This window comes from Kitasatospora sp. NPDC001664 (assembly GCF_053596675.1).
The window spans coordinates 229,885-255,694 of record NZ_JBSFGS010000001.1; the positions used below are offsets into that span (position 1 = coordinate 229,885).

26 protein-coding genes are annotated in these 25,810 nt (G+C 73.4%); 18 read left to right on the forward strand and 8 right to left on the reverse strand.

The window, feature by feature from the left end; all coding sequences use genetic code 11:
* The first annotated feature begins 101 nt into the window (after positions 1-101).
* The 5 genes from ACWCYY_RS01125 to ACWCYY_RS01145 all read left to right on the forward strand — a co-directional run bounded on the left by ACWCYY_RS01125 (position 102) and on the right by ACWCYY_RS01145 (position 4,266).
* On the forward strand, positions 102-860 hold the full coding sequence (locus tag ACWCYY_RS01125; RefSeq protein WP_449794707.1) for an IclR family transcriptional regulator: 759 nt from the start codon (positions 102-104) through the stop codon (positions 858-860).
* Positions 861-1,026: 166 nt separating this feature from the next.
* Positions 1,027-1,566 carry an EF-hand domain-containing protein gene (locus ACWCYY_RS01130; RefSeq protein WP_345280225.1) on the forward strand — a complete coding sequence of 180 codons (540 nt, stop codon included), beginning with the start codon at positions 1,027-1,029 and terminating at the stop codon, positions 1,564-1,566.
* Entirely contained in the window at positions 1,563-2,684 is a 1,122-nt protein-coding gene (locus tag ACWCYY_RS01135) for an isocitrate/isopropylmalate family dehydrogenase (protein WP_449794708.1), read from the forward strand. The genes ACWCYY_RS01130 and ACWCYY_RS01135 overlap by 4 nt, the downstream gene beginning before the upstream one ends.
* Positions 2,681-3,337, forward strand: a complete 657-nt coding sequence (locus tag ACWCYY_RS01140; protein WP_345280223.1) for a cysteine hydrolase family protein — start codon at positions 2,681-2,683, stop codon at positions 3,335-3,337. The genes ACWCYY_RS01135 and ACWCYY_RS01140 overlap by 4 nt, the downstream gene beginning before the upstream one ends.
* Positions 3,334-4,266 (forward strand): SAM-dependent methyltransferase, encoded by a 933-nt coding sequence (locus ACWCYY_RS01145; RefSeq protein ID WP_449794709.1) that lies wholly within the window; start codon positions 3,334-3,336, stop codon positions 4,264-4,266. Before ACWCYY_RS01140 ends, ACWCYY_RS01145 begins: the two co-directional genes overlap by 4 nt.
* Before the next feature lie 7 nt (positions 4,267-4,273).
* Here the strand turns inward: ACWCYY_RS01145 and ACWCYY_RS01150 are convergent, their stop codons facing one another.
* Positions 4,274-5,239 (reverse strand): DUF6528 family protein, encoded by a 966-nt coding sequence (locus ACWCYY_RS01150; protein ID WP_449794710.1) that lies wholly within the window; start codon positions 5,237-5,239, stop codon positions 4,274-4,276.
* Between the two features lie 204 nt (positions 5,240-5,443).
* Here ACWCYY_RS01150 and ACWCYY_RS01155 point away from each other — a divergent pair, with 204 nt between their 5' ends.
* The 9 genes from ACWCYY_RS01155 (at position 5,444) to ACWCYY_RS01195 (ending at position 13,914) form a co-directional block, all read left to right on the forward strand.
* A complete protein-coding gene (locus ACWCYY_RS01155; protein ID WP_345280218.1) occupies positions 5,444-6,337 on the forward strand; it encodes a metal-dependent hydrolase in 894 nt (297 codons plus the stop codon).
* Positions 6,338-6,717: 380 nt separating this feature from the next.
* On the forward strand, positions 6,718-7,791 hold the full coding sequence (locus ACWCYY_RS01160; RefSeq protein WP_449794711.1) for a PDR/VanB family oxidoreductase: 1,074 nt from the start codon (positions 6,718-6,720) through the stop codon (positions 7,789-7,791).
* Positions 7,788-8,630, forward strand: a complete 843-nt coding sequence (locus ACWCYY_RS01165; RefSeq protein ID WP_449794712.1) for a M24 family metallopeptidase — start codon at positions 7,788-7,790, stop codon at positions 8,628-8,630. Before ACWCYY_RS01160 ends, ACWCYY_RS01165 begins: the two co-directional genes overlap by 4 nt.
* Positions 8,627-10,342: an SDR family oxidoreductase gene (locus tag ACWCYY_RS01170; RefSeq protein WP_449794713.1), complete on the forward strand. Its 1,716-nt coding sequence runs from the start codon at positions 8,627-8,629 to the stop codon at positions 10,340-10,342. The genes ACWCYY_RS01165 and ACWCYY_RS01170 overlap by 4 nt, the downstream gene beginning before the upstream one ends.
* 195 nt (positions 10,343-10,537) lie before the next feature.
* Positions 10,538-11,089 (forward strand): hypothetical protein, encoded by a 552-nt coding sequence (locus ACWCYY_RS01175; RefSeq protein WP_449794714.1) that lies wholly within the window; start codon positions 10,538-10,540, stop codon positions 11,087-11,089.
* Positions 11,090-11,103: 14 nt separating this feature from the next.
* Positions 11,104-12,264 (forward strand): sensor histidine kinase, encoded by a 1,161-nt coding sequence (locus ACWCYY_RS01180; RefSeq protein ID WP_449794715.1) that lies wholly within the window; start codon positions 11,104-11,106, stop codon positions 12,262-12,264.
* Between the two features lie 57 nt (positions 12,265-12,321).
* Positions 12,322-12,528: a cold-shock protein gene (locus ACWCYY_RS01185; RefSeq protein ID WP_345280209.1), complete on the forward strand. Its 207-nt coding sequence runs from the start codon at positions 12,322-12,324 to the stop codon at positions 12,526-12,528.
* A 17-nt stretch (positions 12,529-12,545) separates the two neighbouring features.
* Positions 12,546-13,265: a transporter substrate-binding domain-containing protein gene (locus ACWCYY_RS01190; RefSeq protein ID WP_449794716.1), complete on the forward strand. Its 720-nt coding sequence runs from the start codon at positions 12,546-12,548 to the stop codon at positions 13,263-13,265.
* 22 nt (positions 13,266-13,287) lie between these two features.
* Entirely contained in the window at positions 13,288-13,914 is a 627-nt protein-coding gene (locus ACWCYY_RS01195; protein ID WP_449794717.1) for a LysE family translocator, read from the forward strand.
* Between the two features lie 7 nt (positions 13,915-13,921).
* Here ACWCYY_RS01195 and ACWCYY_RS01200 read toward each other — a convergent pair whose 3' ends face one another.
* Positions 13,922-14,332, reverse strand: a complete 411-nt coding sequence (locus ACWCYY_RS01200; RefSeq protein ID WP_449794718.1) for a hypothetical protein — start codon at positions 14,330-14,332, stop codon at positions 13,922-13,924.
* A gap of 86 nt (positions 14,333-14,418) precedes the next feature.
* Between ACWCYY_RS01200 and ACWCYY_RS01205 the strand changes: the two genes are divergently transcribed.
* The 3 genes from ACWCYY_RS01205 to ACWCYY_RS01215 all read left to right on the forward strand — a co-directional run bounded on the left by ACWCYY_RS01205 (position 14,419) and on the right by ACWCYY_RS01215 (position 16,534).
* Entirely contained in the window at positions 14,419-14,916 is a 498-nt protein-coding gene (locus ACWCYY_RS01205) for a DUF1203 domain-containing protein (RefSeq protein ID WP_449794719.1), read from the forward strand.
* Positions 14,917-14,945: 29 nt separating this feature from the next.
* Positions 14,946-16,085, forward strand: coding sequence for a Fic family protein (locus tag ACWCYY_RS01210; protein ID WP_449794720.1), 1,140 nt, complete (start codon positions 14,946-14,948; stop codon positions 16,083-16,085).
* A 176-nt stretch (positions 16,086-16,261) separates the two neighbouring features.
* Positions 16,262-16,534 (forward strand): DUF6228 family protein, encoded by a 273-nt coding sequence (locus ACWCYY_RS01215; protein ID WP_345280199.1) that lies wholly within the window; start codon positions 16,262-16,264, stop codon positions 16,532-16,534.
* 192 nt (positions 16,535-16,726) lie between these two features.
* Here ACWCYY_RS01215 and ACWCYY_RS01220 read toward each other — a convergent pair whose 3' ends face one another.
* The 6 genes from ACWCYY_RS01220 to ACWCYY_RS01245 form a co-directional block, all read right to left on the reverse strand.
* Positions 16,727-17,023 (reverse strand): hypothetical protein, encoded by a 297-nt coding sequence (locus tag ACWCYY_RS01220; protein ID WP_449794721.1) that lies wholly within the window; start codon positions 17,021-17,023, stop codon positions 16,727-16,729.
* Positions 17,024-17,120: 97 nt separating this feature from the next.
* On the reverse strand, positions 17,121-18,302 hold the full coding sequence (locus ACWCYY_RS01225) for an XdhC family protein (RefSeq protein ID WP_345280196.1): 1,182 nt from the start codon (positions 18,300-18,302) through the stop codon (positions 17,121-17,123).
* A gap of 87 nt (positions 18,303-18,389) precedes the next feature.
* Positions 18,390-19,871: an NCS2 family permease gene (locus tag ACWCYY_RS01230; protein ID WP_449794722.1), complete on the reverse strand. Its 1,482-nt coding sequence runs from the start codon at positions 19,869-19,871 to the stop codon at positions 18,390-18,392.
* Positions 19,872-20,130: 259 nt separating this feature from the next.
* The gene (pucD, locus tag ACWCYY_RS01235) at positions 20,131-22,491 is read right to left on the reverse strand and encodes a xanthine dehydrogenase subunit D (RefSeq protein WP_449794723.1); all 2,361 of its coding nucleotides are present in this window, start codon (positions 22,489-22,491) and stop codon (positions 20,131-20,133) included.
* Positions 22,488-22,973 (reverse strand): (2Fe-2S)-binding protein, encoded by a 486-nt coding sequence (locus tag ACWCYY_RS01240; protein ID WP_345280190.1) that lies wholly within the window; start codon positions 22,971-22,973, stop codon positions 22,488-22,490. Before ACWCYY_RS01240 ends, pucD begins: the two co-directional genes overlap by 4 nt.
* Positions 22,970-23,857: an FAD binding domain-containing protein gene (locus ACWCYY_RS01245; protein ID WP_345280188.1), complete on the reverse strand. Its 888-nt coding sequence runs from the start codon at positions 23,855-23,857 to the stop codon at positions 22,970-22,972. The genes ACWCYY_RS01240 and ACWCYY_RS01245 overlap by 4 nt, the downstream gene beginning before the upstream one ends.
* Positions 23,858-24,212: 355 nt before the next feature.
* Between ACWCYY_RS01245 and ACWCYY_RS01250 the strand changes: the two genes are divergently transcribed.
* Positions 24,213-25,805: a PucR family transcriptional regulator gene (locus ACWCYY_RS01250; RefSeq protein WP_345280186.1), complete on the forward strand. Its 1,593-nt coding sequence runs from the start codon at positions 24,213-24,215 to the stop codon at positions 25,803-25,805.
* Positions 25,806-25,810 lie beyond the last annotated feature (5 nt).

Here is a 25,810-nt window from a genome sequence, read left to right on the forward strand (position 1 = left end):
GGACCTGGTGACGACCTGTCGGGCAATCCCGCCGGTGGTCCGTTCTCGAACGCTCCCTGGGGATACGCTGGGAGCGGCAGGTGCGTACGGAGGGGGTCGCCATGTCGGTGCGGGGATTGCCGGTCTCGGCCGGGCCGTTCGGAGTGCTGCGGCGGGCGCTGCGGGTGCTGGAGGCGGTGGACCGCCATCCCGGTGGCGTGCCCGAGGCGGCCCTGGCGCGCGAGCTGGGCATACCGCTGCCCGCCGTCCGGGAGCTGGCCGAGGCGCTCGAACTCGAGGGCTACCTGGCCCGGGTGGACGGGGTCTGGACGCTCGGCGGCGCGGTCGCGGTGCTCGGGCAGCACAACCGCGAGCAGCTGGTGCGGGCCCGGCTGGAGCAGCGGCTGGGCGAACTGCGCGACGAGCTGGGCGCCGCCGTCTACTTCAGCCGCTACCACGACGGCGAGCTCTCGGTGGAGGCGGTGGCCGCCGGCGACCACGCCCCCGCCGTGCTGGAGTGGGTGGACTTCCGGGCCACCGCGCACGCCAGTGCGATCGGCAAGTGCCTGCTCGGCCAGCTCGACCACGACGGACGGCGGGACCACCTCTCCCGCCACCCCGCCGCCCGGCTGACCGCCCGCACCATCACCGACCAGCAGCAGCTGATGCACCGTCTGGAGCGCCAGCCCGCCACCGTCCCGGTGCTGGACATCCAGGAGTACTCGCTCGGCACGGTCTGCGCCGCCGTCCCGGTCTCGGCCGGCACCACGGTCGGCTGCCTGGCCACCTCGCTGCCGGTCGAGCAGGCCCACCGGCTGCGTGCCGCAGCCGAGTTGCTCGCCGACCGGGCGGCGCCGCTGATGCTGGCGATGGCGGTCTGACCGCCTCCGCGTCCCCCGCTCGGCGGCGGATTCCCTCGTTCGGGTGCAATGGCGGGCCGTAGGCCGTTCGGGATCATCCGGCGCCCGGCGGAGCTGGATACTGGGTCGGCGGCCAGGCCAAGATCACCGGCCGCGACTCCCCCTTCGCTCCGAGAGGTGCTCCGCCATGCCCACTTCCGAGGCCACCGACCGCGTCGGACTCGTGTTCTCGCTCTTCGACGTCGACGGCAACGGCGTCCTGGAGCCGGACGACTTCGACCTGATGACCCGCCGGGTCGCCGAGGCGCTGCCGCAGGCCGACGCCGTCGCGAAGGACCGGCTGGCCGCCGCGCTGGACCGCTACTGGGACACCCTGGTCCGCGAGTTGGACGTGGACGGCGACGGCCGGATCAGCCCCGAGGAGTTCCGGGCCGTGGTGCTCGACCCCGAGCGCTTCGACGCCGTGGTGGACGAGTTCGCCGAGGCGCTGGCCGGCCTGGCCGACCCGGACGGCGACCAGCTGGTCACCCGGCCGGACTTCCTGGCCGTGATGACCGCGATCGGCTTCGAACTCCCCAACATCGAGGCGCTGTTCGACGCCCTCGGCCCGGTGGACGGCGACCGGGTGGAGGTGCCGGTCTGGGCCGAGGCGATCCGCGACTACTACCGGCCCGAGAAGGCCGGCATCGCGGGCGACCGCCTCCTCTCCGGCGCGGCGGCCCGGTGAACGCGATCGTCCGCCAGGCGGGTGCCCCGGCCGCGACCGACTCCGTGACCGGGCCCGCGCCCGTGATCGGGCTCGCGGTCGGCCGGGGCACCGGTCCCGAGCTCGCCACCGTCTTCGAGCGGGTGCTGGCCGCGCTCACCGAGGGGCACCCGGGCGGGGTGGAGCTGGTCCGCTCCGACCGCCTCTACCACTCGTACGTCTCGCTGCGCGGCGAGGGCGACCCGGCCGAGATCCAGGGGCTGACCGCGCGGGACGCCGAGCACTACGAGGAGTTCTGCCGGAGCCTGGCGGCCCGGGGCGCCACCGCGGTCTTCCGCACCGCGATCAACGCCCAGTCGCTCTACCTGGTGCGCCGGCGGCTGCGGGCCGTCAAGGTCGACCTGCTGCGGGAAGAAGGAACGTCACTGCTGCTGGTCCGCGACCAGGCCCAGGGCTTCTACACCGGGGAGAACGAGCACGCCCCGGGCCGGCTCACCCGCACCCTGACCTTCAGTCAGGAGCTCACCGAGGCGGTGATCGAGCACGCGCTGGGGCGGGCCCGCCGGGAGTGGCCGGACGGGCGGATCGACCGGATCTTGATGGCCTACAAGTTCCACCTGCTGGACGGGGCCTTCGACCGCTGGGTGGCCGCCGCCGCCGAGCGGCTGGGCGTGCCGATCGAGGTCTACCAGCCCGACACCGTCAACCGGAACCTGATCGCCCACGGCCTCCCGGAGCGCACCCTGCTGATCGCGGGCAACGAGTGGGCCGACATCATGCACGTCGTGCTGCTGGACCGCTTCGGCTCCGGGCGCCAGGAGAATCGTTGCACCGAGAACGTCTGCCTGGACAGGGGCGTGGCCGGCCTGGTCGAGTACCAGACGGTGCACGGCTCCGCCGACGACCTGGCGGGCCGTGACCTGGTCAACCCGGTGGCCACCGTCCGGGCCGCCGCCCTGGTCGCCGAGCGGCACGTGGGTGTCGCGGGGGCGGTGGAGCGGGTCGAGACCGCCCTGGCCGAGCTGGAGCGGGACGGGGTGGCCACCGCCGACCTGGGCGGGCGGCACTCCACCACCGAGGTCGCGTACGCGCTGCTCGCGCGGCTGGCCCGTACCCCGGCCCTGGCGCGGAACGCATGACGGACACTCAGGCCGTCGCCCCCGTGGGCCCGGCCACCGTCACCGGGTCGGCGACCGCGCTGGTGGTGGTGGACCTGCAGAACGACTTCTGCGTGGGCCCGGTCGCCACCGCCCGGTTCGCCGGGGACCCGGCGGTCCTGGAGCGGGTGGCGGAGGGCTGCGAGCGGGCGGTGGCCGAGGCCCGGCGGCGGGGTCTGGAGGTGGTGTTCGTCCGCTTCCTCGGCGACCCCGCCCACCAGGGCCCCGCCTGGCGGGCCCGCGACCTGCGCCGGGGGCGGCCCCCGAAGTGCGCGGAGGGGAGTTGGGGCGCCGAGTTCCACCGGGTCTCGCCCGGTCCGGAGGAGCGGGTCTTCACCAAACGGGCCTGCTTCGACGCCTTCCTGGCCGAGGGCTTCGAGCGGCACCTGCGGGCGCGGGGGATCGGCCACCTGGTGCTGGCCGGGCTGTTCGCCGACGTCTGCGTGGACTCCACGGCCCGCACCGCCTTCCAGAAGGGCCACCACATCACCGTGCTGACGGACTGCACCACCTCGCTCCACCTCCCGTACGAACAGGTGCTGCGCTTCGCGGCCACGCTGTACGGCGCCCGGACCCTGTCCGGGACGGATCCGGCGGCCTGGGCGGCGCCGGAGCCGCAGGGGGTGCGGGCATGACCGAACTGCTGACCCGGGGTCAGGGCGGGGTGGCCGTCGGGGTGGGCCGCACCGCCCTGCTGGTGGCGGCGGCCCGGGCCGTCGAGACCCACCGCCCGGACGCCCTGGCCCGCGACCCGCTGGCCGAGCACTTCGTCCGCGCGGCGGCGGCGGACCGGGCCGACCCGGCCGACTGGCCGGTCCGTCCCGGCCAGGTCCCCGGCGGAGACGCCGATCCGCTCTGGGGCCGGCTCGGCCGCTACTTCGGCCTGCGCACCCGGGCGTTGGACGACCACCTGCTCCGGTCCGCCCGGGAGCTCGGCGTCCGGCAGGTGGTGCTGCTCGGCGCGGGCCTGGACACCAGGGCCTACCGGCTGGACTGGCCGGCCGGCTGCGTGGTCCACGAGCTGGACACCGAGCCGGTGCTGGCGTTCAAGCAGCAGGTGCTGGACGGCACCGGCGCGCGGCCCGCGGCGGAGCGCCGGACGGTCGCGGCCGACCTGCGCGGGGACTGGGCCGCGGCGCTCGCCGCCACGGGCTTCGACCCGGCGCTGCCGACCGCCTGGCTGGCCGAGGGGCTGCTGCTCTACCTGCCCGCCGAGGCCGAGCGCCGCCTGGTCGCCCGCCTGGACGGGCTGAGCGCCCCGGGCAGCACCCTGGCGTACGAGGTGAAGGAGGTGGACGCGGAGTCCCCGGTGATCCGCTCCTCACCGGTGTACGCCGCCGCCCGCGAGCGGCTCGGCATCGACCTGGTGGCGCTGTTCGCCACCGGCAGCCGCCCGGACTCGGCCGCCGAACTCGCCGCCCGAGGCTGGACGGTGACGGTGTGCAGCCCGTACGAGTTCACCGCGCTGCACGGCCGCGGCCCGCTGCCCGAGCCGGACGACGCGCTGGCGGCCAACCGCTGGGTGTTCGCCGAGCGGCCCGGGGCGGTCGGGCCGGCGGCCTGACGGGTGCTCAGCGGTCCTGCGGGTACCACCAGCGGGCCTTGTAGAAGCGCAGTCCGGCCAGCTCGCGGCGGCCGTCCGGCCGGTGGAGCGCCAGGGTCGAGCTGCACCAGGGGCAGGCGGTGTCGGGGTCGGGGGAGACGGTCATCACCTGGCCGGTGACGGGGTCGTCGTCCACGCTCTTGACCGGCTCCCCGCTCTCCGCGCGGGGGAAGGGCGTGAAGGAGTCGTCGGCCGGGTCGTACTGCCAGACCCGGTCCCGGGCCGTGATCCACAGCCGTCCCGGGGCTCCGGCCACGGGAGCGAGGTCGTGGCCGCCCGGGCCGGGCAGCGGGACGGTCCGGACGGTGGTGAGGGTCGGCGCGGCGGGGGTGCCGCCGGGGCGCAGGGCCGTCAACTCGGTGCTGCCGAGGGCCCAGAGCAGTCCACGCGCGCCGTCCCAGTGCACCCCGTGCGCCCCGGGCAGCGGGTGCCAGGTGTAGTGGTCGCTGTGCGGACCCTGCGAGGCGGTGTAGAGGCGGAGCTGGCCGGAGGCGCTGCTCGCGACCGCGACGTTGCCGTCCGGAAGCAGCTCGATGCTGTGGGGGTTGCCCGATCCGGTGTCGACCGCCCAGCGCACCTGCCGGTACCGCTGCTCGACCACGGCGGCCAGGCCGCCCGAGGCGGTGGCGAGCAGGTAGCGGTGGCCGTGCCACCGGCGGGACTTGGCCTCGGTGGGGTTGGCGCCCACGGAGCGTCTCATCCCGGCCAGCTCCGGGGCCCGTTCGGCGTTCCAGGACCAGATCACCGGCGGCCGGCGCTCGCCGAGCTGCGGCAGCGGCCCGGCCATGACCAGGACGGAGCCGGACAGCTGGTCGGTCAGCGCGACCGGCGTGACGGCGGGGTGGGAGGCGTGGGCCTCGGTGGCGCCGGTGGCCACCGAGACGCACAGGGCCAGGGCGAGGAGCGAACGGGGCGGGCGGCGAAGGCTGCTCACGATTCGTCAGGTTAACCGTTGATAGGTGATCGTCCGGGGCGGAATCGCCGGTGTGGCGGCGCAGGTCGGGGCGTCACCCGAAAGCTATTAGACACGTTGTCGATAAGAATGGTCGAAACCCTTGTGGGTCGCCATACCCGCGAGTAGTTTGCCTGGGGTCGAGCCGTCGTCACCCCTCGTCCACCCGCCGGTCAGGAGGCCCCCGTGTCCCGTCCCGCTGTGCCCCCCGCCGTCCACGACTCCCTGGTGCTGGAGCCCCGCGACGTCCACTTCGACTGGGCCGCGCTGCCGCTGCACTGGATCCCCGACGAGCCGATGGCCACCCACACGGTGAACGTGCTGCACCTGCTGCTCCCCGAGGGCGAGCGCTGGTTCGTCGAGGTCTTCAAGGACGCCCTGCCGCTGATCACCGACGACCAGCTGCGCGAGGAGGTGCTCGGCTTCATCGGCCAGGAGGCCATCCACGCGGAGGCCCACCAGGAGGTGCTGGACCACCTGCTCGGCCAGGGCCTCGACCCCCGCCCGTACGTGCGCCAGGTGACCTGGCTGTTCCACCGGATCCTCGGGCCCCGGGACGGCCAGTCCCCGCTCCAGCAGCGCGAGTACCTGATCGAGCGGGTCGCCTTCGTCGCGGCGATCGAGCACTTCACCGCCTTCCTCGGCAACTGGGTGCTCAACTCCCCGGGCCTGGACCGGGCCAAGGCCGACCCCACCATGCTCGACCTGCTGCGCTGGCACGGCGCGGAGGAGGTGGAGCACCGCAGCGTGGCCTACGACCTGATGGTCCACCTGGACCCGGGCTACCTGCGCCGCCTGCGCGGCATGGCCATCGCCGGGCCCACCCTGGTCCACCTGTGGGTGCGGGGCGTCCGCTTCCTGCTGGCCGCCGACCCCTCGCTGCGCGGCTCCGTCCGGCCCACCTGGCGGGAGGCGCAGCAGATCGCCCGGCGCGGCCTGCTCCCCGAGCCCGCGAAGGCGTTCCGCTCGGCGCTGCGCTACTTCCGCCCGAAGTACCACCCCACCCAGGAGGGCTCCTCCTCCCAGGCCCTCGCCTACCTGGCCGCCTCCCCGGCCGCCCGCGCCGCCGCCACCCACTGACGGGCGGCCCGACCGGGCGCGGGCGGCGGCCGGTCGGCCCTCACCCCCGCCGGGCCGCCGGCCGGGGGCGCCCTGACGGGCGGTCAGACCGAGCGGACACGGGAAGGAGCCCCGGCCGCCGCATCCGCCCCGGCAGCCCGTGGCCACGGCCGGCGCCGTGCCGCAGGCGGCCGCTGCGGACGCGGCACGGCCGACGCCGGTCACCGGGGCACCGGAACCGGCCCGCCACGGCCGGCGGAGCCGCAGGTGCGGTACCCGCCGGCCGGCCAGCACCGCCCTGCCTGCTTCGCCCGCTCGCCAGCCCGCTCCGCCCGTCCGCTCCGCTCGCCCCACCCCCACCCCACGCCCCGCCGTTCCTGCACCGAGAGGATCCCGTCCGGATGGACCTGGACCTGCCGCCCGACCTCTACGGCCGTCCCCGGGCGGACCGGTACATGAGCCGGCTGACGGCCTTCGCCGACTGGCTCAACCCGCGGTTCGGCGGCCCCGGGCTGCGCCGCAACCCGCGCCGCCCCGCCGCCCGGCCGGTGCCGCCGCTCCAACTGGTGGTCGTCTCGCACCGGTTGATCGCCGACGGCGTGGCCGAGCTGCGCCTCGCCGACCCGGGCGGCTCCCCGCTGCCCGGCTGGCAGCCCGGCGCCCGGCTCGAACTCACCCTCCCCTCCGGCCTGGTGCGGCACTACTCGCTCTGCGGCGACCCGTCCGACCGCCGCTCCTACCGGATCGCGGTGCGCCGCATCCCCGGGGGCGGTGGCGGTTCGGTCGAGGTGCACGACGCGCTCCACCAGGGCGTCCGCCTCACCTCCCGCCGCCCGCGCAACGGCTTCGCCTTCTGCGCCGAGCCCACCGTGCTGCTGCTGGCCGGCGGCATCGGCGTCACGCCGATCCTCCCGATGGTCCACCAGGCCGAACGCCTGGGCCTGGACTGGAAGTTGGTCTACGCGGGCCGCGACGAGGCCTCGATGCCCTTCCTCTCCGAGCTGCGTGCCCTGGGCGCCGACCGGGTCGAGGTGCTCACCGGCCCGCCCACCCCCGCCGAGGAGCTGCTCGCCCGGGCCCGCCCCGGCTCCGCCGTCTACTGCTGCGGCCCGACCCCCATGCTGGCCGCCGTCCAGCGGGCGCTGGAGGCCTCCCCGGCCGCCTCGCTGCACTTCGAGCGCTTCGGCGCCGCCCCGGTCGTCGACGGGAAGCCCTTCACCGTCCGCCTCGGCGACGGCCCGGAGCTCCAGGTCCCCGCCGACCGCTCGGCACTCGACGTGCTGCGCGAGCAGAACCCCGCCCTGGCCTACTCCTGCCACCAGGGCTTCTGCGGCACCTGCCGACTGCGCGTCACCTCCGGCACCCCCGAACACCGGGACCGCCGCCTCACCCCCGAGGACCGCGCCGCCGGCGCCTTCCTGCCCTGCGTCTCCCGCGCCCCCGAGGGGGAGCACCTCACCCTGGAGGACCGATGAGCACCGGGACTTTCGGCTACACCGAGCAGGACCTCACCCGCTTCCGGGAGACCCAGCAGCTCGCCTACCACTGCGCCGAGCAGGTCGCTGCCTGGATCGAGCCGGGTGTGACGGAGCGTCAGGCCACCCTCAAGCTGCGCCAGTGCCTGGTGAAGGCGGGGGTGCAGGACTTCTTCCACGTCCCGTTCGCCTGGTTCGGCGACCGCACCGCCTTCCGCCACTTCCACACGCCGCTCCAGTTCTTCGCGGGCAAGCGCAAGCTGGAGGAGGGCATGCCGTACGTCCTCGACTGCGCGCCCGTGGTGGACGGCTACACCGCCGACATCGGTTACGGCGGCAAGGTCGGCGAGAACCCGATCTGGGACAGGCTGGCCGCCGACCTCCAGGTCTACCGGGAGCTGATCCTCCGTGAGGTGCGGGCCCGCAAGCCGCTGAACGAGGTCTACCAGGCCGTCGACGCCCAGATCGCCGCGCACGGCTACGACAACCGGCACAAGGTCTACCCGGGCCGGGTGATCGGCCACCAGGTGACCAGGAACACCGCCCGCGGCCCGGCCGGGGTCAACCTCTTCGGCTTCGGCGTGCGTACACTCCAGACGCTCGGCCGTGAGCTGATCAGCGAGCGGCTGCACGGCCGCTCGCCGCTCTGGGCCGACGGCCGCTCCTCCCGGCACGCGCCGACGCCGGGGATCTGGGCGGTGGAGCCGCACATCGGCTTCCGCGAGGTCGGCATCAAGTTCGAGGAACTGCTGGTGGTCACCGACGACGACGCCTACTGGCTCGACGACGACCTGCCGCACGTCCGCCGCTGGACCACCACCGAGGGGGCCGCCCGATGATCCGCCGCCGTACCGTCCACTCCCACGGCCTGCCGCTGGCCGTCTTCGAGCAGGGCGACCCGTCGCACCCGACCGTCATCCTGGTGCACGGCTACCCCGACACCCACGTGGTCTGGGACGACGTGGCCGCGGACCTGGCCGCCGACCACCACGTGGTGCGCTACGACGTGCGCGGGGCCGGCGAGTCCGGCGTCCCGGCCGACCGCGACGGGTACCGGCTGGAGCTGCTGGGCGCCGACCTGTTCGCCGTCGCGGACGCCGTCAGCCCGGACCGGCCGGTGCACGTGGTGGCCCACGACTGGGGCTCGGTGCAGTCCTGGGAGGCCGTCACCGAGCCCGGCTCCGAGCAGCGGATCGCCTCCTACACCTCGATGTCCGGCCCCTGCCTGGACCACATGGGCTTCTGGATGCGCAAGCGCTTCCGACGCCCGACGCCCCGTCACCTGCGCCAGCTGCTGGTGCAGGGCGCGCACTCCTGGTACATCACCGCCTTCCACCTGCCGCTGCTCGCCCCCGCCACCTGGCGGCTCTGGCTGGCCCGCGCCTGGCCGCGGGTGCTGCACGACCTGGAGGGCGTCAACCCGCGCCCCGGGCACCCGCAGCCCACCCTCAAGCAGGACGCGGTGCGCGGCATCGAGCTCTACCGGGCCAACATGCGCCCGGCCGTGCGCGCCCCGCGCGAGCGCTACACCGAGGTCCCCGTCCAGCTGCTCACCCTCGACCGGGACCACTACGTGGAGCCCTTCCTCTCCGAGGGCCTGGAGCACTGGGCGCCCAAGCTCACCCGGCGCACCGTGCACGGCACCCACTGGTCCGCCCTGCTGGAGCACGGCGCGGTGGTGGCCGGGCACGTGCGGGAGTTCACCGCCGCCGTCTCCGCCGGACAGGACCGCGGCCCGGCCGCACCCGGCGAACTGGTGGTGATCACCGGCGCCGGCAGCGGCATCGGGCGGGCCACCGCACTGGCCTTCGCCGCCGAGGGCGCCCGGGTGGTCGTCGCCGACCTCGACCTCGAATCCGCCGCCCGCACCGCCGAGCTGTGCACCCTGAGCGGCGGCACCGGCCACGCGTACCGGCTGGACGTCAGCGACGGCCCGGCCGTGGACGCCTTCGCCAAGCAGGTCGCCGCCGACCACGGCGTGCCGGACGTGCTGGTCAACAACGCCGGCATCGGCCACTCCGGCACCTTCCTGCAGACCACCGAGCAGGAGTGGCAGCGTGTCCTGGACGTCAACCTCTGGGGCGTCATCCACGGCTGCCGCGCCTTCGGCACCCTGATGGCCGAGCGCGGCCACGGCGGACACATCGTCAACCTCGCCTCGGCCGCCGCCTACCTGCCCTCCAAGGCACTGGCCGCGTACGCCACCAGCAAGGCCGCGGTGAAGATGCTCTCCGACTGCCTGCGGGCCGAGCTGGCCGCCTCCGGCGTCGGCGTCTCGGCGATCTGCCCGGGCCTGGTCAACACCAACATCACCCGCACCTCCACCTTCTCGGCCACCACCGAGGCGGAGCAGTCGGCCAAGCAGGAGCGCGCCTCCAAGCTCTACGCCCGGCGCAACTTCCCGCCGGAGAAGGTGGCCGTCGAGATCCTCAAGGCCGTCCGCACCGGCAAGGCCGTCGTCCCGGTCACCCCGGAGGCCAAGGGCGCCTACCTGCTCAGCCGCTTCGCCCCCGGCCTGCTCCGGCTGGCCGCCCGGCTCAACGTGACCTGAGGCCCCCGGGCCGTGGGCCCGGGACACACCCGGGACCCGCGCCTCATCCGCCCGGGACCGGCCCCGCCGCAGACTGGGACGGACGTACGGCCCGGCCCCGCTCCGACGCACCGTCACCTCCGACGCACCGTCAGGGCGGGCCGGGCCCACCGCCGTCCAGCCAGCCGCTCCGGCGGCGAAGCGGAGGACCGAACCATGACCACCACACCCACCCCGCTGCCCGCCCTCCGGGTCACCGTGCACCTGGCCGCACCCGAGGACCGCTCCGGCGAACTGCTCGGCTACGGCCTGCTCGCCGCGCCCCGGACGGTGCTGGTGCCCAGCCCGCCGACCGAGCTGGCCGACCCCTGGCAGCGGCTGTTCGTCCGGATCGCCGAGGTGCCGGACGGCGGCAGCGGGCCCGAGGGGGAGACCCCGCCCGAGGCGATCCGGGCCGGCGGCGTCTTCCTCACCGCGTACAAGGGCGAGGACTTCGACGTCTCGGCCGCCGTGCTCACCCTGGTCAGCGCCTCCCGCTACCGCAACGCGGTGGCCGTGCACACCCGGGCCCGGCTCGGCGAGGTGCTGCGGAGCCACCACGGCGACCTCTGGGAGACCTTCGCCGAGCTCGGCTACCCGGTGGCCCGCCCCGAGGTGGACCGCGGCCCGGGGGACTGGTGGTACGAGAAGGGCAACGACGCCCTGGAGTCCTTCCTCAACCCGATCTGCTGCGTGAGCTACTGCAAGCCCTGCGCCGCGGTCCGCTGAGCGGGGCGGCTGCCGTGCCCCTCTCCTGGCCGCGCTCGCCCCTGGTGCAGGACCTCGCCCTGGCGGTGGTCGCCACCTCCGCCGACGTGCTGTTCTGGGGCGGCCTGTTCTCCCCGGCCGCCACCGGCGGGGACCGGCTGCTGGTGCTGCTGCTGGCCCTGCCGGAGTTCGGCGGCCTGCTGCTGCGCCGGCGGCACCCCGCCGGTGCCTTCCTGCTGCTCTGGGCACTGGCCACCGGCACCGCCGCGCTGACCCTGTACCAGGACACCTTCTACTTCACGCCCTACCTGGGCTTCCTGATCGCCCTCTTCACGGTGGCCGAGCGTCGCCGCCTCCCGGTCGCGGCCGGGGCCCTGCTGCTCAGCCTGGCCCCGATGGCGCTCAAGGTCCGCTACGTGGTCACCGACCAGTCGATGCCCGGCTACGAGCTGGCCGCGCTGGTCTCCACCCTGGTCTTCTACCTCTGGCTCACCAGCGCCGCCTGGGCCGTCGCCCGCTGGACCGGGGCCGACCGGGCCGCCGCCGAGCGCGACCGCGAGCAGCTGGAGCAGGCCCGCCGGGCCGTGGTGCAGGAACGCACCCTGATCGCCCGCGAGCTGCACGACGTGGTGGCCAACGCGGTGGCCGTGATGGTGATGCGGGCCGAGGCCGGGCGGGTCGCCGCCGCCGGCCCGTCCGCCGAGGCCTTCGGGCACATCGAGGAGGTCGGCCGCTCGGCGGTGGCGGAGCTGCGCCGGATGCTGCGGCTGCTGCGCTCCACCGGCCTGGTCGGCGAGGAGAGCCTGGACCGGCACGGCCTGGCCGACCTGGAGCGGCTGCTCGCCGAGGCCCGCCGCACCGGCCTGGACGTCGAGCTGCGTACCGACGGCGTCCCGGTGCCACTGGCGGACAGTGTCGACATGACGGTTTATCGCCTGGTGCAGGAGGCCGTCACCAACATCGCCAAGCACGCCGGCCCCGGCACCCGCGCCACCGTCCGTCTCCGCTGGACCGACGCCCTCCGGGTCGAGGTCACCGACGACGGCGCCGGCCGCACCCCCGCCGCCCGCCAGGCCCTCTCCACCGGCCACGGCCTGCTCGGCCTGGCCGAACGCATCGCCGTCTTCGGCGGCGAACTCACCGCCGCCCCGTACCACTCCGGCTTCCGCATCACCGCCACCCTCCCGCTGGGCTGACCAGCGGCCACGCGCCGATACTGGGGAGAGCCACACCCCTCACTCCTGGAGGACACGATGGCCACCGGAAGCGTCAAGAGCTACAACATGCACCACGGCTACGGCTACATCACCCCCGACGACGGCAGCCCCGAGCTCACCGTCTACCACGACTCGATCCTGGCCCCCGAGCCGCACGAACTGACGGCCGGTCAGCACGTCGAGTACGACCCCACCATCCAGGAGTTCCGCCCGGTCGCCGAGCGCGTCCGCCCCACCGACTGAGCCATAGACTCCCCTGCATGACCGATCTCGCCGCCGTCGCCGCCGACCTCGCGCCCACCGGGGTGCTCCGCGCCTCGATCAACCTGGGCAATCCGGTGCTCGCGCACGGGACGCCGCAGGCGCCCGGCGGGGTCACGGTGGCGATCGCGCGAGAGGTGGGGGCGCGGCTGGGGCTTCCGGTGGAGCTGCTCTGCTTCGACGCGGCGCGGGACTCGTACCGGGCGATGGCGGACGGACGGGCCGACCTCTGCTTCCTGGCGGTGGAGCCCGCGCGGGAGGCGGAGGTCGCCTTCACCGCGCCGTACGTGATCATCGAGGGGGTATACGCGGTGCCGGAGGGCTCGGCGATCCGGGAGGTCGGCGAGGTCGACCGGGAGGGCGTGCGGATCGGGGTCAAGGAGGGCTCGGCGTACGACCTCTACCTCTCCCGGACGCTCCGTCGGGCGGCGGTGGTGAGGGGCGCGGAGGGCACGGCTGTCTTCGCGGCGGAGGGGCTGGAGGTGGCGGCCGGGATCCGGGAGCCGATGACCGCGTACGTCGCCGCCGAGCCCGGCCTGCGGCTGCTGGACGGCCGGTTCATGGAGATCCGGCAGGCGGTCGGGACGACGAAGGGACGCTCGGACCGGACGGTCCGCTACCTCACCGAGCTGGTCGAGGAGTTGAAGGCGAGCGGCTTCGTCGCGGACGCGCTGCGCGACTCCGGACAGTCGGACGGGCTGGTTGCCCCCGCGCGGTGACCACCCCCTAGGCTGACCGGGCATGGAGATACCCACGGCACTCTGGTCCTTCGCCCTGGTGGTCGGGCTGCTGACCCTGACCCCCGGCCTCGACACCGCCCTCATCCTCCGCACCGCCGCCCTCGGCGCCCGGGCCCGCGCCTGGGGCGTGGTGGCCGGCATCGGCAGCGGCACGATGATCTGGGGCACCCTCAGCTCGTTGGGCATCAGCGCCCTGCTCACCGCCTCCCACCTCGCCTACGAGACGCTCCGCTGGGCGGGCGTCGCGTACCTGGTCTGGATGGGCGTCCAGATGCTCCGCAGCGCCGGCGGCCCGGCCGCCCCGGAGGACGACGGTGACCTGGGCACCGGCGGCTTCTGGGCCGGCTGGCAGCGCGGCACCCTGACCAACTTGCTCAACCCCAAGGTCGGCGTCTTCTACGTCGCCGTCCTGCCGCAGTTCATCCCGGCCGGGGTGCCGCACCTGCCGATGGGCGTGGCGCTCACCTCGATCCACGTCGCCGAGGGCCTGCTCTGGTCCGCCGTTTTGATCGCCTTCGCCCGGGCCCTGCGCACCTGGCTGCGCCGCCCGTCCGCCCGGCGGGTGCTCGACCGCGTCACCGGCACCGTGATCGTCGCCTTCGGCGCCCGGTTGGCGGTCACCGACTGACGGTCCCTCACCCGGTATCGGGGTAAGGGCGTTCGTCGTCGCGGTGCTGGACGCCGCGTCCCGCCAGCCGCCACGACCGGCTGTGGGCGCTCAACCCCCAGCCCCCGGACGCGGCCCGGGCCGCCGCGGTCCAGGCCGCGAACTGCGGCATCGCGTGCCCGAGCCTCACCAGCCGGGCTGCGGTGCGGTAGGCGTCCGGGGTCGGGGCGATCCGGATCCGCAGGCTGCTCAGCGGGTCGAGACCCGAGTCGAGCGCCGGGACCCAGGCCACGTGCAGCAGGGTGCCGTCCTTCCACGGGCGGTCGTCGAACGCCAGGTCGACGGCCGCCGCCGGACCGACGCCCAGGGCAGCCCGGACGTCGTTCGGCCGGAGCGGCCAGGACAGGTGGCGGGGCAGGCGGCGGTTGCGTGCGGACATCCGCCCGAGAATGGCACGGCCCCCGGCGGAACGCGAGGTCGTTTATCCGCCGGTCCTCGGGCCGTCGAGCGGCCAGGCTGGTCGACATGACGACACTTCAGACCGCCAACGCCCTCCGGATCGACGCGATCGACCCCGCCACCTGCGAGCGGCTGCGGGAGCTCGACGACGCGGGCCGCCCGCCGGTCCTCTCCACCGACGAGACCGGCGGCGCCCCGCTCCGCTGCTGCCTCACCAAGGCCCGCCCCGGCGACCGGATCGCCCTGGTCTCCTACCGCCCGCTCGCCCCCTGGGCCACCGCCACCGGCGCCGACCCCGGCCCCTACGACGAGCGCGGCCCGGTCTTCATCCACGCCACCCCCTGCCCCGGCCCGGCCGACGCCTGGCCCGCCACCATGCACGGCGGCCCCCGCGTCCTGCGCGCCTACACCGACCGCGGCACCATCCTCGGCGGCCGCCTGGTCACCGACCCCGCCGCGTTGGAGACGGCCGCCGCCGAACTGCTGACCGACCCCGAGGTGGCCCTGCTGCACGTCCGCGCGGTCGAGTTCGGCTGCTACATGCACGCGGTCCACAGGATGTAGGAATGATAGGGAGTGGGTATCATTGACGCATGCTCTATCAGACTCCCCACCTCGATGCGGCCGACCAAGACGTGCTCGGACAGATCGACGCGAAGCGTGAACAGCTGCGGCACGCTGTCCAGCAGGCGCCGACGAAGTGGACCCTTGAACTGCGGAAGGCCTTGACCGCGAGTGCGATCGCAGCGTCGAACACGATCGAGGGTTTCCGCGTCACGGAGCAGGACGTCGCTGACTTGATCGATGGCGAGAAGGAGGTCGACGCCAGTGACGAGGACAAGGCGGAGACGCTGGCGTACCGCCAAGCGATGACGTACATCCAGTCGCTCCACGACGTGCCCGACTTCCGGTACAGCAAGGAGCTGCTCAACGCCCTGCACTGGATGCTCCAGGGTCACCACCATCCACTGCGGCTTGCCGGGCAGTGGCGGCGGGGAGCCGTGAGGATCACGGCTCCCGGCGACCCGCTCGCCACCGACTACGAGGGTCCTGATCATGACCTTGTCGCCGGACTGATGGGGGAGCTGGTCGGCTGGCTCAATGACGGTGACCTGGCGGAGCACGTCCTGGTCCGTGCGGCGATGGCCCATCTGAATCTGGTCAAGATCCATCCGTGGACCGACGGGAACGGGCGCCTCTCGCGGTCGTTGCAGACGCTGGTCATCGCCCGGGGCGGCGTACTGGCGCCTGAGTTCTCTTCCATCGAGGAGTGGCTCGGCCAACCCGGCAACACCTGGGAGTACTACAAAGTCCTGCGCGTCGTCGGCGGGCCGGTGTGGTCGCCCGAGCGGGACACCCGACCGTGGATCAAGTTCAACCTGCTCGCCTACCACCAGCAGGCCCAGCGGGTTCAGCATCGTGTCGACAGGTCCAACCGATGCTGGATGGCCTTGGACGAGGAGGTCGGGCCCCTCGGGGTGAGCGAGCGTCAGGTGACGGCCCTGCACGAGGTGGCGATGGCGGGTCGTGTTCGACGCGCTCGGTACGAGCGGGCGGAGGGCATCACCAGTCAGCAGGCCACGCGCGACCTGCAGTTCCTCACCAAGACCGGTCTACTGGAGGCGGTCGGACAGACGAAGGCCCGGCACTACGTAGCCGGTCCTCGCTTTCCCGAGCGGGTGATGGGCATCGCCCGTCAGCCGTACCAGCCGATCGACCCCTACGAGGCATAGGTGAGTCTTTCAAAGCGCGAACCGGGTGCTGAATCCGATGAGACGGTGACCGTGCGGTGCCGGGAGAACCGGGACGTTTGGGTGCGGTTCGGTGAAGCGGAGCGGACCGGGGACGGGCGGGTCCTGTTCACCGTCCGGCTCGGGGCGCCGGGGCTCGTGGCGCGGGCGACGGGGTGATGGCCTGGGAGGGGCGGGCCGGGGTGGGCGGGTTCCTGGGGGAGCTGCTGGCGGACTTCCGGCCGTGGGAGGGCCGGCGGGTGTGGGAGGGCGACGACCGGGACTTCGCGGTGGCGGCGGAGTTCCGCAGTCCTGGGCTGGTCGGGCTGACCTGGACGGTGCGGCCGTGGCGCGCGGTTGAGGGCGGGTGGGCCGCGGAGGTGACCACCTGGGTGGAGGCGGGGGCGCAGCTGTCCGGGTTGGCGGGGGAGTTGGAGCGGGTGCTCAGCTGACGGGGCGTCGGGGTCGGCGCACGCGCAGGGCGGCAGTTGGCAGCGGAGTTCCTTACCGGTAAGCCGGCCGGCGGCGCCGAGCGGCTGACCAGGGCTGTCCGGCTCGCCGCCGCGTTTACGGTCGCCATGGAGCTCTACCCGTTGCTGCCGCCCGAGCTGCTCCCGAGGCTGTGGAGGAGGGCTGAGCGGTCGTCAGCCGCTGTCGCTGATCCGGCCGAGGCCGGTCGCGAGGTCCTCGGCGTTCATGCAGGGGGTGACGCTGACGTCGGCGTTGAGGTCCCAGAACGGTTCGAGCATGGTGACCAGGGCGGCCTCCTCCGGGAGGTCGGCGAAGAGGTAGGCGGCGCGGCGGCCGCCGGTCGGGGCGAAGTACGCGGCTTCCGGCTTCAGCACGCCCATGAGGTTCTGCAGGGACTTCTGCATGGTGCCGTCGGCGAGCTGCCGGCTGGCCGTCTCGGTGTCGAACTCGACCTTGATGAGCATGCGCATGGTCCTGGTGCCTTCCCGGTGGAGGGGACCCCCTACTCCAGGCTCCCGCCGACCGCCACCGGGCGCACCCGGACGGGTGAGGCGGGATCAGGCGGGGTCAGGCCGCGCTGGCGGGCACTGCGGGTTCGGCCACGGGCGGCCGGGCGGCTTCGTGGTGGATCGGGCCGTCCCCGGCGGAGAGCGGGAGGCAGGAGCCGCCCCGGCGGTGCGCGACGATCTCGGCGGCGACCGAGACGGCCGTCTCCTCGGGGGTGCGGGCGCCGAGGTCCAGGCCGATGGGGGAGCGCAGGCGGCCGATCTCGGCGTCGGTCAGGCCGACCTCGCGGAGCCGGGCGTTGCGGTCCCGGTGGGTCTTGCGCGAGCCCATCGCGCCGACGTAGCCGACCGGCAGGCGCAGCGCGCGCTCCAGCAGCGGGATGTCGAACTTGGCGTCGTGGGTGAGCACGCAGAGCACGGTGCGGCCGTCGATCGCGGAGAGCTGGGAGTCCAGGTAGCGGTGCGGCCAGTCGACCACCACCTCGTCCGCCTCGGGGAATCGGCGGGCGGTGGCGAAGACCGGGCGGGCGTCGCAGACGGTGACCCGGTAGCCGAGGAACTTGCCGATCCGCACCACGGCGGCCGCGAAGTCGATCGCGCCGAAGACCAGCATCCGGGGCGCGGGCACGTACGCCTCGACGAAGAAGGTGACGGTGCCCTGATCCTGGTCGTCGCAGGGGCGGCCGTCCAGACCGAGCGTCAGCTGCCCGGTGCGGCCCGCCTCCAGCATCGCCCGCGCCTCGGCGACCACGGCGCGCTCCAGCGGGCCGGTGGTGGAGGGGGCGGGGGAGAGCGAGCCGTGGTGGGTGTCGGCGGTGACGGCGACGGTGGCGCCGATCAGGCCGGCCGGGCCGGCGATGGCGCGGGCCAGGGCCACCGGCGTGCCGGAGGCGATGTAGGTGATGCCGGCGTCCAGGGCGGCGTCGGCTCCCGGGACCACCGGCTGGACGAAGACGTCCAGGATGCCGCCGCAGGTCAGGCCGACGGCGAAGGCGTCCTCGTCGCTGAAGCCGAAGCGCTCCAGCACCGGGGCGCCGGAGGCGATGGCCTCCTGGCAGAGCTCGTAGACCGCACCCTCGACGCAGCCGCCGGAGACCGAGCCGATCGCCTCGCCGGCCGCGTCCACCGCGAGGGCCGCGCCCGGGTCGCGCGGGGCGGAGCCGGAGACGCCGACCACGGTGGCCACGGCGAAGGAGCGCCCGGAGGAGTGCCAGGCCAGCAGCTGCTCGGCGATGTCCTGCATGTTCGGAGGCTCCTTACGAGGGATTGAGGGGTGGAACGGACCAGCCGCTGTGCGAGAGGGCAGGCCCCCCGCACAGCGGCTCTGGTACTAGTGAACTCCCAGCCAGTCCTTGATCGGCGTCAGGGCGAAGTACACCAGGAAGACGGCGGTCAGGATCCACATCAGCGGACCGGGCTCGCGCCACTTGCCCCGGCCGGCCTTGATCACGCAGTAGGTGATCACACCGGCCGCGACGCCCGCGGTGATGCTGTAGGTGAAGGGCATCAGCACGCAGGTGAGGAAGGCCGGGATGGCCACCTCGCGGTCGGACCAGTCGATGTGCCGGGCCTGGCTCATCATCATGGAGCCGATGACGACCAGGGCGGCCGAGGCGACCTGGACCGGGACCATGCCCGCGATCGGGGTGAAGAACAGCATCAGGGTGAAGACGCCGCCGGTGACCACAGAGGCCAGGCCGGTACGGGCACCCTCGCCCACGCCGGTGGCGGACTCGACGAAGACGGTCTGGCCGGAGGCACCGGCCACGCCGCCGATCGCACCGCCGGCGCCGTCCACGAAGAGCGCCTTGGAGAGACCGGGCATCCGGCCCTGCTTGTCGGCCAGTCCGGCCTCGGTGCCGACGCCGATGATGGTGGCCATCGCGTCGAAGAAGCCGGCCAGCACGAGGGTGAAGACGGCGACGGAGGCGGAGATGGCGCCCATGCCCTGGCTGCCGAAGGCGCCGAACAGGTCGACGTGGCCGAAGAGGCCGAAGTCGGGGGCGTCCACCGGGCTGCCGGGCCACTTGGGCACCTGCAGGCCCCAGACCTTGTCGTCCAGACCGGCCGCCGCGTTCACCACGAACGCGATCACGGTGCCGACCGCGAGGCCGATCAGGATCGCGCCGCGGGTGTTGCGGACCAGCAGGACGAAGATGGTGAGCAGGGTGATCGCGAAGATCAGCACCGGCCAGCCGGCCAGCTCGCCGGTGGGGCCGAGCGAGAGCAGCGGGCCCTTGCCCTGGAAGACGAAGCCGGCCTTGTTGAGGCCGATCAGGGCGATGAAGAGGCCGATGCCGATGGTGATCGCGTGCTTGATCGGCAAGGGGATGCCGTTCATGATCTTCTCGCGCAGGCCGGAGACGACCAGCAGCACGATGGCGATGCCGTAGATGACGCAGAGGCCCATGGCCTGTTCCCACGTGGTGTGGGGGACCACGATCGCCGATACCGCGCCGGAGACCGAGAGGCCGGCCGCGGCGGCCAGCGGGACGTTGCCGACCACGCCCAGCAGGATCGTGGTCACGGCCGCGGCGAGCGCGGTGGCCGTGGTGAGCTGCGCGTGGTCCAGGTGCACGCCGTTCTTGTCGGCGCCGCCGAGCAGGATCGGGTTGAGCAGCAGGATGTAGGCCATCGCCATGAAGGTGGTGAGGCCACCGCGGAGCTCGTTGCCGAAGGTGGAACCGCGCGCGGAGATCTTGAAGTAGGCGTCCAGCGCGTTCTTCGGCGGCTTTGCCTCGGACGGCGTGAGGGAGTCGTCCGTGGCGGGTCTGTCGTCAGTGGTGCCGGGCTCCGTGGAGATCCGGGTCATGTCCACTCCCAAGGTTCATAGGGGGTTGGGGTGGGCGAGTCGACCTGATTGCCGGTTGGAGGAGGCACAGGGGGACATATCGACTCACGAGGTGCACTCAAGCGGTGCGGGTGGGGCGCACTGCTGCTGACCCCGGCGTGGGAGATGCGGCAGCGAGGGTGGTGCCTGATGGTGCGTCATGTTCTTTCTTGCGGTCTTGCGGGTGGTGCGCCCCGGGGCGGCGGGAAGACGTTGTGGCCGCCCCGGGGAGGTTCGGGTGTTAGAGCGTGCCCGTCAGGTGCTCCGGCCGGACCGGGATCCGGTTGAGGGCGATGCCCGTGGCGGCCCGGATCGCGGCGACGATCGACGGCGTGGCGGAGACGGTGGGGGCCTCGCCGACGCCGCGCAGCCCGTACGGGGCGTTCGGGTCCGGGAGTTCGAGCACGTCCACCGGGATCGGCGGGGTGTCGAGGATGGTCGGGATCAGGTAGTCGGTGAAGGAGGCGTTGCGCACCTTCCCGTCCTTGACGATGATCTCCTCCATCACGGCCAGGCCGAGGGCCTGGGTGCAGCCGCCCTGGATCTGGCCGACCACGGAGAGCGGGTTGAGCGCCTTGCCGACGTCCTGGGCGGCCGTCAGCTCGACGACCTTCACCAGGCCGAGCTCCACGTCCACGTCGACCACCGCGCGGTTGGCGCAGAAGGTGTACTGGACGTGGCCGAAGCCCTGCCCGGTCTCCTTGTCGAAGGGGACGGTCGGGCGGTGGTGGTGCTCGCGGGTCAGGTCGATCGCCTCGTCGCCGAGCAGGTCGACCATCGGGACCAGCACGCCGGCCGAGTCGGAGACCACCTTGCCGCCGACCAGGTCGATGTCGTTCTGGTCCCAGCCGTAGCGGCGGCGGCCCTTGGCGATCAGCGCCTGCTTGACCGCCTCGGCGGCCAGCTTCACGGCGCCGCCGGTCATGTAGGTCTGGCGGGACGCGGAGGTCGAACCGGCCGACCCCACCTCGGTGTTGGCCGGGTGGATGGTGACCTGCTCGACGCCCAGCTCGGTGCGGGCGATCTGGGCGTGCACGGTGACGCCGCCCTGGCCGACCTCGGCCATTGCGGTGTGCACCATCGCGACCGGCTCGCCGCCGATGACCTCCAGGCGGACCCGGGCGGTGGAGTAGTCGTCGAAGCCCTCGGAGAAGCCGACGTTCTTGATGCCGACCGAGTAGCCGATGCCGCGCACGATGCCCTCGCCGTGCGAGGTGTTGGAGAGCGCGCCGGGCACCGAGCGGATGTCCAGGTGCTCGAAGTCCATCGGCGGGGGCAGCGGCATGTCCTTGACCCGCTGGAGCAGCTCGGCCACCGGAGCGGGCGAGTCGATCTGCTGGCCGGTGGGCATGAACGAGCCCTCGGACATCGCGTTCAGCTGCCGCAGCTCCACCGGGTCCATGCCCAGCTCGGCGGCGAGCTTGTCCATCTGCGACTCGTAGCCGAAGGCCGCCTGCACCGCGCCGAAGCCGCGCATGGCGCCGCAGGACGGGTTGTTGGAGTAGAGCGCGATGGCGTGCATCCGCACGTTCGGGATCTCGTACGGGCCGTGGCCCAGCGAGGCCGCGTTGCCGACGACCGCGGGGGAGGCGGAGGCGTAGGCGCCGCCGTCCAGCACCAGGCGGGCGTCGGCGTAGACCAGCTTGCCGTCGCGGGTGGCGCCGTGCTCGTAGTACATCTTGGCCGGGTGGCGGTGCACGTGGCCGAAGAAGGACTCGTCGCGGGAGTAGACGATCTTGACGGGCTTGCCGGTGTGCAGGGCCAGCAGCGAGGCGTGGATCTGCATCGACAGGTCCTCGCGGCCGCCGAAGGCGCCGCCGACGCCGGCCAGGGTGAGGCGGACCTTCTCCTCCGGCAGGGCCAGCACGGGGGCCATCTGCTCGCGGTCCACGTGCAGCCACTGGGTGGCGATGTAGAGGTCGATGCCGCCGTCCTCGGCGGGCACCGCCAGGCCGGACTCCGGGCCGAGGAAGGCCTGGTCCTGCATGCCGACCTCGTAGTGGCCGGAGACCACCACGTCGGCCAGCGCGCGGACCTCGTCCGTGACGCCCAGGCCGGAGACCAGCTTCTGCTCGTGGCAGATGTTGTCGTAGCCGTGCGACTTGAACTCGTGCGGCTCGTGCACGTAGCCGTAGGTCTGCGGGTCGAGGCACTGCTCCTCGGTGACGATCGGGGTGAGCACCTCGTACTCGACCTTGATCTTCTTCACCGCGCGGCGGGCCGTCTCCGGGTGGTCGGCCGCGACCAGCGCGATCGCCTCACCGTGGTAGCGGACCTTGTCGATGGCCAGGGCCGGCTGGTCCTGGATCTCCAGGCCGTAGAACTTCGAGCCCGGGATGTCCTCGTGGGTCAGCACCGCGTAGACGCCGGGCACCTTGAGCGCCTCGGAGATGTCCACGCTCAGCAGGTTGGCGCGCGGGTGCGGGGAGCGCAGCGCCATGCCCCAGAGCATGTCCTCGTGCCACATGTCCGAGGAGTAGGCGAACTCGCCCTTGACCTTGAGGTTGCCGTCCGGACGCAGCGGCGAGCCGCCGATGCCGTCCTTGGAGGCCGTGTTGATGTTCTGCAGGTTCTTCTGACCCTGGATGGTGCGAGTGCTCATTCGCCCGCCGCCTTCGCGCACTTGCGGGCGGAAGCGAGCCGCACCGCGTCCATGATCTTCTCGTAGCCGGTGCACCGGCAGAGGTTGCCCGACAGCGCCTCGCGGATGTCGTTGTCGCTCGGCTGGGCGTCGTTCTCGAGCAGCGCGTCGGTCTGCACCAGCAGGCCGGGGGTGCAGAAGCCGCACTGCACGGCGCCCGCGTCCACGAAGGCCTGCTGGACCAGGCCCAGCTCGCCGTTCTCCTCGCTCAGGCCCTCGACCGTGCGGACCTCGCGGTCCTGCACCTGGCCGGCCGCGACCAGGCAGGAGCAGACCGGGGTGCCGTCCAGGTAGACGGTGCAGGAGCCGCACTCGCCCTGCTCGCACGCGTTCTTCGAACCGGGCAGGCCGACCCGCTCGCGCAGCACGTACAGGAGGCTCTCGCCCTCCCAGACGTCGTCCGCCTCGACCGGCTTGCCGTTGGCGGTGAAAGTGACCCTCATGCCGCGCTCCTGATCTGCTTGCTGTAGTCGTTCCAACACCAGGTGAGGGTGCGGCGGGCCATCACGGCCAGCGAGTGCCGGCGGTAGTCGGCGGTGCCGCGCACGTCGTCGATCGGCGAGGCCGCGGCCTTCACCAGCTCGCCGAAGCGCTGGATCACCTCGGTGCCCAGCAGGTCGCCGGACTCCCACAGGCCGCGCTCGGCGAGCACGCCCTCCAGGTAGGCCTCGGCCTCCGCGGCGCGGCGCGGCGTGGGGGCAGCCGAACCGATCCCGGTACCGACCGTGCCGTTCTTCGGGTGCAGGGCGAAGCCGAACGCGCAGACCGCGATGACCATCGCGTTCCGGGTGCCGATCTTCGAGAACTGCTGCGGGCCGTCCGCCACCGGGATGTGGACGGCGCGGATCAGCTCGTCCTGCTCCAGGCTGTTGCGCTTGACGCCGACGTAGAACTCGTCGATCGGGATCATCCGGGTGCCGCGGACGGAGGCCGCCTCCACGAAGACGTCCTTGCCGGCCGCCAGCAGTGCGGGGTGCGCGTCACCGGCCGGCGAGGCGCCGCCGAGGTTGCCGCCGACGCCGCCGCGGTTGCGGATCTGCGGGGACCCGACGGTGTGCGAGGCGAGGGCCAGACCGGGCAGCGGCTCGGAGAGCTCGTTGATGATCCGGGTGTACGGCACCGAGGCGCCGAGCTTCACGACGGCGCCGTCGTTGGACCACTCGGTCAGCTCGGTGATGCGGTTCAGGTCGAGAATCGCGGATGGCCGGTGCACGTCGAAGTTCATCTCGACCATGACGTCCGTACCGCCCGAGATCGGCACTGCGGACGGGTACTCAGCCTTCGCCGCGAGCGCCTCGTCCCAGGTAGCGGGCCGAAGGAACTCCATGCGGGTCTCTCCTCAAGTCGTCACGCCGGACAGTGGGCACATTGCCCGGGGATTTCACTGGTTGTTCGGCGTGTGGCCAGTGAACCGCTGTGACCCGGCCCACTGGGAGTCACCGATGGCATGAAGCCCTCGCCTCGACGTCGCCCGGCATCCTGTACGTTCCTCTAAGGCGGACAATTGCCCTGTACAGCGATGTGCGAGGCCCCACTTACGACCGTAATCCGCCCGTGATTCGGAAGCTACGACCCCGTGACCACGCGTCGGTTGATACGTAACACCGACCTCCGGACCGATGGGGCACACTGTCCCCCCAGTGCCCAGCGGCACGACCAAGCACAGACGAAGGAGTCGCCGGATGCGCGTCCGAGACCTGCTCGCCCCCGGGGCCCCGAGGCTGCGGCTGCTCGCCGCCGAGGACGAGCTCGACCGGCAGGTCAGCGGTGTCATGACCACCGACCTCCAGGATCCGGGCAGGTACCTGCACGGCGGCGAGCTGGTGCTCACCGGCATGCTCTGGCGCACCGGCCCGGACGATTCCGAGCGCTTCGTGCGCACCATCGTGGCGGGCGGCGCGGTCGCCCTGGCGGCCGGCGAGGCCGAGGTCGGGCCGGTCCCCGAGGACCTGGTCGCGGCGTGTCGCCGGCACCGGATGCCGCTGCTGGCGGTGCCCGACGACATCGCCTTCGGCACCGTCACCGAGTTCATCGGCCGTCAGGTCTCGGCCGACCGGGCCGCCGACCTGGCCGCCCTGGTGGACCGGCACCGCCTGCTGGTCTCCGCCGCCGGCGGCGGAGGGCTGGACGCCGTGCTCGACCTGCTCGGCGGCGACCTCGACCTGGACTGCTGGGTGCTCGCCCCCACCGGCCGGGTGGTGGCCGGCCCCGCCGACCGGCTCACCGCCGAGGAGCGGGACCAGCTGGTCCGGGCCAACCTGGCCGCCCAGCGCCAGCGCCGCCGCCCCCCGCACCGGGCCCGGCTGGCCGGCGGCTCGTACTCGCTGCTGCCCGCCCCGGCCAGCTCCGAGGCGGACGTCTCGCTGGCCGACTGGGTGCTGGTGGTGGCCGGCGACGTCACCGAATGGACCGTCAAGCGCCAGCAGCTGGCCGAGAACCTGGCCCGTCTGGTCGCGGTCGAACGGGTCCGCCGCGACGAGGGCCGGCGGCTGCGGCGGCGGCTCGCCGACGAGGTGCTGACGCTCCTTCAGCGGGACGCCGACCCGGGCGAGATCAGCCGCACGCTCTACGCCTCGGCCGCGATGGCCGCCCGGTACGAGGGCGATTCGGTGGGGCCCCTGGTGACCGAGGGGTCCTGGTTGGTGCTGAGCGCGGAAGGGACGGGGCTGCCGGACGGGGCCTGCCGGTCAATCCTGGAGGAAGCTCTCACCGACGCCACCGACGGAGCCCTGGTGGCCGGCGCCGGATCCGGCGCGGTGGTCGTGCTGCCCGCCCCCGCCACCCCCGTGCCCGCCGACGCGCTGCGCGAACTGCTCGCCCCGCTGGAGGCCGGCCTCGGCTCCGAGGGCCGGATCACCCTCGGCGTCTCCGCCCCCGCCTCCGAGGCGGGCGGCCTGCGCGGCGCCCTGGAGGAGGCCCGGCACGCCCGCCGGATCGCCGCCGCCCGGGTCGGCCGGGTCTGCGTGGCCGGCCCCGAGGAGCTCGCCTCCCACGTCCTGCTGCTGGCCGCCGTCCCCGACGAGGTCCGCCGTGCCTTCCGCAGCCGCCTGCTCGACAAGGTCATCGCCTACGACATCGAGCACCAGGCCGACCTGGTCCGCACCCTGGAGGCCTTCCTGCGCTCCGACGGCTCCTGGACCCGCTGCGCCGCCCAGCTGCACGTCCACGTCAACACCCTGCGCTACCGGATCGGCCGCATCGAGGAACTGACGGGCCGTGACCTCTCCCGCCTGGAGGACCGGGTCGACTTCTACCTGGCCCTCGAACTGGCCTGAGCGAG

Excerpts from the sequence above, each read along its gene's own strand:
- ACWCYY_RS01125 (WP_449794707.1), top strand. The coding sequence starts at position 102 with ATGTCGGTGCGGGGATTGCCGGTCTCGGCCGGGCCGTTCGGAGTGCTG.
- ACWCYY_RS01130 (WP_345280225.1), top strand. The coding sequence starts at position 1,027 with ATGCCCACTTCCGAGGCCACCGACCGCGTCGGACTCGTGTTCTCGCTC.
- ACWCYY_RS01140 (WP_345280223.1), top strand. The coding sequence starts at position 2,681 with ATGACGGACACTCAGGCCGTCGCCCCCGTGGGCCCGGCCACCGTCACC.
- ACWCYY_RS01145 (WP_449794709.1), top strand. The coding sequence starts at position 3,334 with ATGACCGAACTGCTGACCCGGGGTCAGGGCGGGGTGGCCGTCGGGGTG.
- ACWCYY_RS01160 (WP_449794711.1), top strand. The coding sequence starts at position 6,718 with ATGGACCTGGACCTGCCGCCCGACCTCTACGGCCGTCCCCGGGCGGAC.
- ACWCYY_RS01165 (WP_449794712.1), top strand. The coding sequence starts at position 7,788 with ATGAGCACCGGGACTTTCGGCTACACCGAGCAGGACCTCACCCGCTTC.
- ACWCYY_RS01170 (WP_449794713.1), top strand. The coding sequence starts at position 8,627 with ATGATCCGCCGCCGTACCGTCCACTCCCACGGCCTGCCGCTGGCCGTC.
- ACWCYY_RS01175 (WP_449794714.1), top strand. The coding sequence starts at position 10,538 with ATGACCACCACACCCACCCCGCTGCCCGCCCTCCGGGTCACCGTGCAC.
- ACWCYY_RS01185 (WP_345280209.1), top strand. The coding sequence starts at position 12,322 with ATGGCCACCGGAAGCGTCAAGAGCTACAACATGCACCACGGCTACGGC.
- ACWCYY_RS01190 (WP_449794716.1), top strand. The coding sequence starts at position 12,546 with ATGACCGATCTCGCCGCCGTCGCCGCCGACCTCGCGCCCACCGGGGTG.
- ACWCYY_RS01195 (WP_449794717.1), top strand. The coding sequence starts at position 13,288 with ATGGAGATACCCACGGCACTCTGGTCCTTCGCCCTGGTGGTCGGGCTG.
- ACWCYY_RS01200 (WP_449794718.1), bottom strand. The coding sequence starts at position 14,332 with ATGTCCGCACGCAACCGCCGCCTGCCCCGCCACCTGTCCTGGCCGCTC.
- ACWCYY_RS01205 (WP_449794719.1), top strand. The coding sequence starts at position 14,419 with ATGACGACACTTCAGACCGCCAACGCCCTCCGGATCGACGCGATCGAC.
- ACWCYY_RS01210 (WP_449794720.1), top strand. The coding sequence starts at position 14,946 with ATGCTCTATCAGACTCCCCACCTCGATGCGGCCGACCAAGACGTGCTC.
- ACWCYY_RS01215 (WP_345280199.1), top strand. The coding sequence starts at position 16,262 with ATGGCCTGGGAGGGGCGGGCCGGGGTGGGCGGGTTCCTGGGGGAGCTG.
- ACWCYY_RS01220 (WP_449794721.1), bottom strand. The coding sequence starts at position 17,023 with ATGCGCATGCTCATCAAGGTCGAGTTCGACACCGAGACGGCCAGCCGG.
- ACWCYY_RS01225 (WP_345280196.1), bottom strand. The coding sequence starts at position 18,302 with ATGCAGGACATCGCCGAGCAGCTGCTGGCCTGGCACTCCTCCGGGCGC.
- ACWCYY_RS01230 (WP_449794722.1), bottom strand. The coding sequence starts at position 19,871 with ATGACCCGGATCTCCACGGAGCCCGGCACCACTGACGACAGACCCGCC.
- pucD (WP_449794723.1), bottom strand. The coding sequence starts at position 22,491 with ATGAGCACTCGCACCATCCAGGGTCAGAAGAACCTGCAGAACATCAAC.
- ACWCYY_RS01240 (WP_345280190.1), bottom strand. The coding sequence starts at position 22,973 with ATGAGGGTCACTTTCACCGCCAACGGCAAGCCGGTCGAGGCGGACGAC.
- ACWCYY_RS01245 (WP_345280188.1), bottom strand. The coding sequence starts at position 23,857 with ATGGAGTTCCTTCGGCCCGCTACCTGGGACGAGGCGCTCGCGGCGAAG.
- ACWCYY_RS01250 (WP_345280186.1), top strand. The coding sequence starts at position 24,213 with ATGCGCGTCCGAGACCTGCTCGCCCCCGGGGCCCCGAGGCTGCGGCTG.